The sequence below is a fragment of the Carnobacterium sp. genome (genome assembly GCF_040274425.1).
In genome coordinates this window covers 1-4,929 of record NZ_JBEMBC010000127.1, presented here as the reverse complement: position 1 = coordinate 4,929, position 4,929 = coordinate 1, and the positions used below count along the sequence as shown (strand labels likewise).

At 38.2% G+C, this 4,929-nt stretch carries 4 protein-coding genes; all 4 read left to right on the top strand.

Going from position 1 to position 4,929, the window contains the following annotated elements; translation table 11 throughout:
* The coding region (gene arcA / locus ABS911_RS14275) for an arginine deiminase (RefSeq protein WP_350468112.1) at positions 1-1,214 on the top strand (1,214 nt) is incomplete at its 5' end.
* A gap of 47 nt (positions 1,215-1,261) precedes the next feature.
* Positions 1,262-2,278 carry an ornithine carbamoyltransferase gene (gene argF / locus ABS911_RS14270; RefSeq protein ID WP_350468111.1) on the top strand — a complete coding sequence of 339 codons (1,017 nt, stop codon included), beginning with the start codon at positions 1,262-1,264 and terminating at the stop codon, positions 2,276-2,278.
* Between the two features lie 133 nt (positions 2,279-2,411).
* Positions 2,412-3,839, top strand: coding sequence for an arginine-ornithine antiporter (gene arcD, locus ABS911_RS14265; RefSeq protein WP_502880556.1), 1,428 nt, complete (start codon positions 2,412-2,414; stop codon positions 3,837-3,839).
* A 15-nt stretch (positions 3,840-3,854) separates the two neighbouring features.
* On the top strand, positions 3,855-4,796 hold the full coding sequence (arcC, locus tag ABS911_RS14260; protein ID WP_350468110.1) for a carbamate kinase: 942 nt from the start codon (positions 3,855-3,857) through the stop codon (positions 4,794-4,796).
* Positions 4,797-4,929 lie beyond the last annotated feature (133 nt).

Here is a 4,929-nt window from a genome sequence, read left to right as displayed (position 1 = left end):
CTGAGATTGGAAAATTAAAGACGGTATTATTGAAAAGACCAGGAAAAGAAGTAGAAAATTTGACTCCTGAAATTATGGAGCGCTTGTTATTTGACGATATTCCTCATTTACCGGTTATTCAAAAAGAGCACGATGCCTTTGCACAAGCATTAATCGATCGCGGAGTTGAAGTACTGTATTTGGAAAAACTAGCAGCAGAAGCAATTAATGCTGGTAAGATGAAAGAAAAATTTGTTGACCGAATTTTAGATGAATCAAATATTGAAACTGATGGTATTAGAGAAGGACTAAAGAAGTATCTTTTAAGTCTTGACACACAAGAAATGGTTGATGCTATCATGGCAGGTATCCGAAAAAAAGATGTCAGTATTGAAAGCCATCATTTAGCAGACGTATCAAGTGAAGAAGTTTACCCATTCTTTATGGATCCAATGCCTAATCTTTATTTCACTAGAGATCCAGCTGCGGCAATTGGAAAAGGGTTGACGATCAATCATATGGCTTTTGAAGCTCGTAATCGAGAGTCGTTGTTTATTGAAGCGATCATGAAGTACCACCCAAGATTTGCTGATCAAGATGTCGAAGTGTGGCGAGATCGTAATCACACGTCTCGAATTGAAGGCGGAGATGAACTGGTTTTAAACGATAAAGTACTAGCGATTGGTATCTCCCAACGAACTTCAGCTAAAGCTATTGAACAACTAGCAATCGAATTGTTTGAACGCAACTCTAATTTTGAAAAAGTATTGGCGATAAAAATTCCCAATGTTCGTGCGATGATGCATTTGGATACAGTGTTCACAATGGTTGATTATGATAAATTCACTATCCATCCTGGCATCCAAAAAAATAATGGTGAAGTAGACACCTATATTTTAGAAAAAGGGGACGAACCTGGAAAAGTAAAGATGACCCAGCGTTCAGACCTACAAGAAGTTTTACGTGAAGCACTTGATGTACCAAAATTGACATTGATACCATGTGGTGGCGGAGATGCTATTGCTGCTCCTCGTGAACAATGGAATGATGGCTCTAATACATTAGCTATCGCTCCTGGAGTAGTGGTCACGTATGATCGCAACTATGTTTCCAATGCATTGTTAAGAAGCCATGGAGTCGAAGTGATTGAGATTGCCTCCAGTGAATTGTCTAGAGGCCGTGGTGGTCCACGATGCATGAGCATGCCTTTGATTCGGGAAGATTTACCAAAATAATAAGAATTGTTTTAAAAATCAGACATAAGCATATGGAGGAATAAGTAATGACAAAACAAGTATTTCAAGGACGCAGTTTGTTAGCTGAAAAAGATTTTACAAAAGATGAATTGATGTATTTGATCGACTTATCCGCACATTTAAAAGAGCTGAAAAAGAAAGGGATCCCACATCATTATTTAGAAGGAAAAAATATCGCTTTGCTGTTTGAAAAAGCGTCTACACGTACACGGGCTGCTTTTACGACGGCTGCGATCGACTTAGGTGCACATCCAGAGTACCTTGGGAAAAATGATATCCAATTAGGCAAGAAAGAATCTGTTGAAGATACAGCACGAGTACTCGGAAGCATGTTTGATGGAATTGAATTTCGTGGATTCAAACAAAGTACCGTAGAGCAATTAGCAGAATTTTCAGGTGTTCCCGTATGGAATGGGTTGACGGATGAATGGCATCCAACGCAAATGATCGCAGACTTTTTGACGGTGAAAGAAAAATTTGGTCGGCTTGAAGGCATCACTTTGACATATGTTGGAGATGGGCGTAATAATATGGCAAACAGCCTGCTAGTCACGGGTGCAATTTTAGGAGTGAACATTCGAATTGTCTCACCTGAATCTTTATTTCCAGAAAAAGAATTAGTTGACATGGCTCAAGCGTTTGCGGATCAATCTGGTAGCAAACTGATGATCACAAAAGATGTTGCAGAAGGCGTTAAAGATGCAGATGTGTTATACACCGATGTTTGGGTATCTATGGGAGAAGAAGATAAGTTTGCAGAACGAATCGAGTTATTGACTCCTTATCAGTTAAATATGGATATGGTTCGTGCAACTGGTAAAGATGATATGATTATTTTACACTGTCTACCAGCCTTCCATGATACCAATACCGACTATGGAAGAGACGTAAAAGCAAAACACCATATTGATGCGATGGAAATTACGGATGAAGCATTCAGAAGCAAACATGCACGTCAATTTGAGCAAGCAGAAAACCGGATGCATTCTATCAAAGCCATTATTGCTGCAACGTTAGGGAACTTATTCATTCCTAAAGTCTAAACAACAAAATAAATTGTATGAACCTACAAGTATGAGAAGTTGTAGTTCTCATACTTGTATTCATACGAATAAATGAATACCACACTTTAGTTTAGGCTACACAGTAAGTCATTAAAACTGAGGAGGAAAAATCGTGGAAGATAAAAAAGTAGGCTTGGTTCCTTTAATTGCCTTAGTTGTAGGTTCCATTATTGGTGGTGGAATTTTTAATTTAATGTCCGACATGGCTGTAGAGGCTTCTGTAGGTCCGGTAATTATTGGTTGGATTATAGCCGGCGTAGGAATGGGATTCTTGGCATTCTGTTTTCAAAATTTATCTGCTAAGCGTCCTGACTTGGATGCTGGGATTTATAGTTACGCTAAAGAAGGATTCGGAAAATATATGGGATTCAACTCAGCATGGGGGTATTGGTTGTCAGCATTTTTAGGAAATGTTGCTTACGGAACATTACTATTCAGCTCAATCGGGTATTTTTTTCCTATTTTTGGAGACGGTCAGAACTTAGCTTCTGTTATCGGGGCATCTGTTATGCTTTGGTTGGTTCACGCACTTATATTAAAAGGAGTCGAAACAGCTTCCTTTATCAATGCAATCGTCACAGCAGCAAAATTGATTCCGTTAGCCATCTTTTTTGTGGCCATGTTTGTAGCCTTTAAATTAGATGTTTTTACAGCTGACTTTTGGGGAACGATCTCCGGAAATTTTTCATTTAAAGAAGTGATGGACCAAGTTCAAGGTACGATGTTAGTTACGGTATGGGTATTTATTGGTATTGAGGGAGCAGTGGTCTTCTCCGGTCGAGCTAAGCATAAATCTGATGTTGGTAAAGCAACGATTATCGGTTTAGTAACCGTGATTGCCATTTATCTACTAACTACGATTTTATCAATGGCTGTTTTAACTAGACCTGAATTAGCTGACTTGCCTCAACCTGCAATGGCTTATTTGTTAGAAAGTGTTGTTGGTAAGTGGGGTGCAGTGTTGATCAATATTGGTGTGATCATTTCTGTATCAGGCGCTTGGCTTGCTTGGACTATGTTTGCGGCTGAATTGCCATTTCAAGCAGCGAAACAAGGTGCGTTCCCTAAATTTTTTATTAAAGAAAATAAAAATGGAGCACCTGTTAATTCATTATTATTTACAAATGTACTGATTCAATTGTTCTTATTCACTTTTTTAATCAGTTCAAGTGCTTACAATTTCGCTTTTTCATTGGCTTCATCAGCCATTTTAATTCCTTATGCATTTACAGCATTTTATCAGTTAAAACTGTCATTGATGGAAACAAGTGACACAAAACGTCGGAACCAAAATATTTTTATTGGAATAGTAGCGAGTATTTATGCTATTTGGTTGATTTATGCAGGCGGAGTGGATTATTTGCTGCTAACCATGTTGTTGTACGCACCAGGAATCATTATTTACGCTTGGGTACAAAAAGAAAATAAAGAAAAAATATTTACTAAGAGTGAATGGATTGCAGCAGCAGTCATTGTGCTTCTCTTTATACTAGCGATTATACAAATTGCAAATGGATCAATTGACATCAGTAATATGTAGAGGAGTGTGATAATGATGACAAAAAGAAAAATCGTTGTTGCTTTAGGTGGAAATGCGATATTGTCAAATGATGCAAGTGCGCAAGCACAACAGCAAGCACTTGAAGAAACAGCAGAATATTTGGTGAAGTTTATTGAGAATGGTGATGACTTGGTTATTTCACATGGCAATGGACCACAGGTGGGTAATTTATTATTGCAACAGATTGCAGGAAACACACCTAATAACCCTGCTATGCCATTAGACACCTGCGTAGCTATGACACAAGGAAGTATTGGGTACTGGATGCAAAACGCACTTGGGCGGGCCTTAGAGAAACGAAATATAGATAAGCAAGTGGTCTCATTGATCACTCAAGTCATTGTTGATGAGGCAGACCCTGCCTTTGAGCAGCCAAGTAAACCAGTTGGACCATTCCTGTCTAAAGAAGAAGCTGAAGCAGAAACGGAACGAACTCAAGCCGTTTTTAAAGAAGACTCTGGAAGAGGTTGGCGAAAAGTAGTTCCTTCGCCAAAACCAATCAGTATTAAAGAGCATATTGTGATCAATCAATTAGTAGAAAATGGAATCATTCCAATAACGGTTGGTGGAGGCGGTATTCCAGTCGTAAAAAGAGATAATGAGCTAAGAGGTATTGAAGCTGTAATCGATAAGGATTTTGCCTCTCAAAAACTAGCAGAGTTGATACAAGCGGACTTACTGGTTGTGTTGACGGGCGTCAATAATATCTATATCAATTACAATCAACCCAACCAAAAACAACTAAATGAAGTATCGGTTACAGAAATGAAAGGCTATATTGCTGAGCATCAATTTGCTGCAGGAAGTATGTTGCCTAAAGTAGAGGCTGCAATTGCGTTTGTAGAGAATTCAAAAAATGGAAAAGCAATCGTCACATCTTTAGAAAATATCGAATACGTTTTAACAGAAGGGGCGGGAACAATTATTACAAAATGATGTAAGCGCTATTAAAACGAACACATAATAAAGCAAAAAAAGCCTTTATTCAGAAGTGAACTGGTCCCTGTCAAGTAGACAGTGTAAAAAATAAAAACATATTTGTTTTAGACTTATGCTATGTGCATAAGTC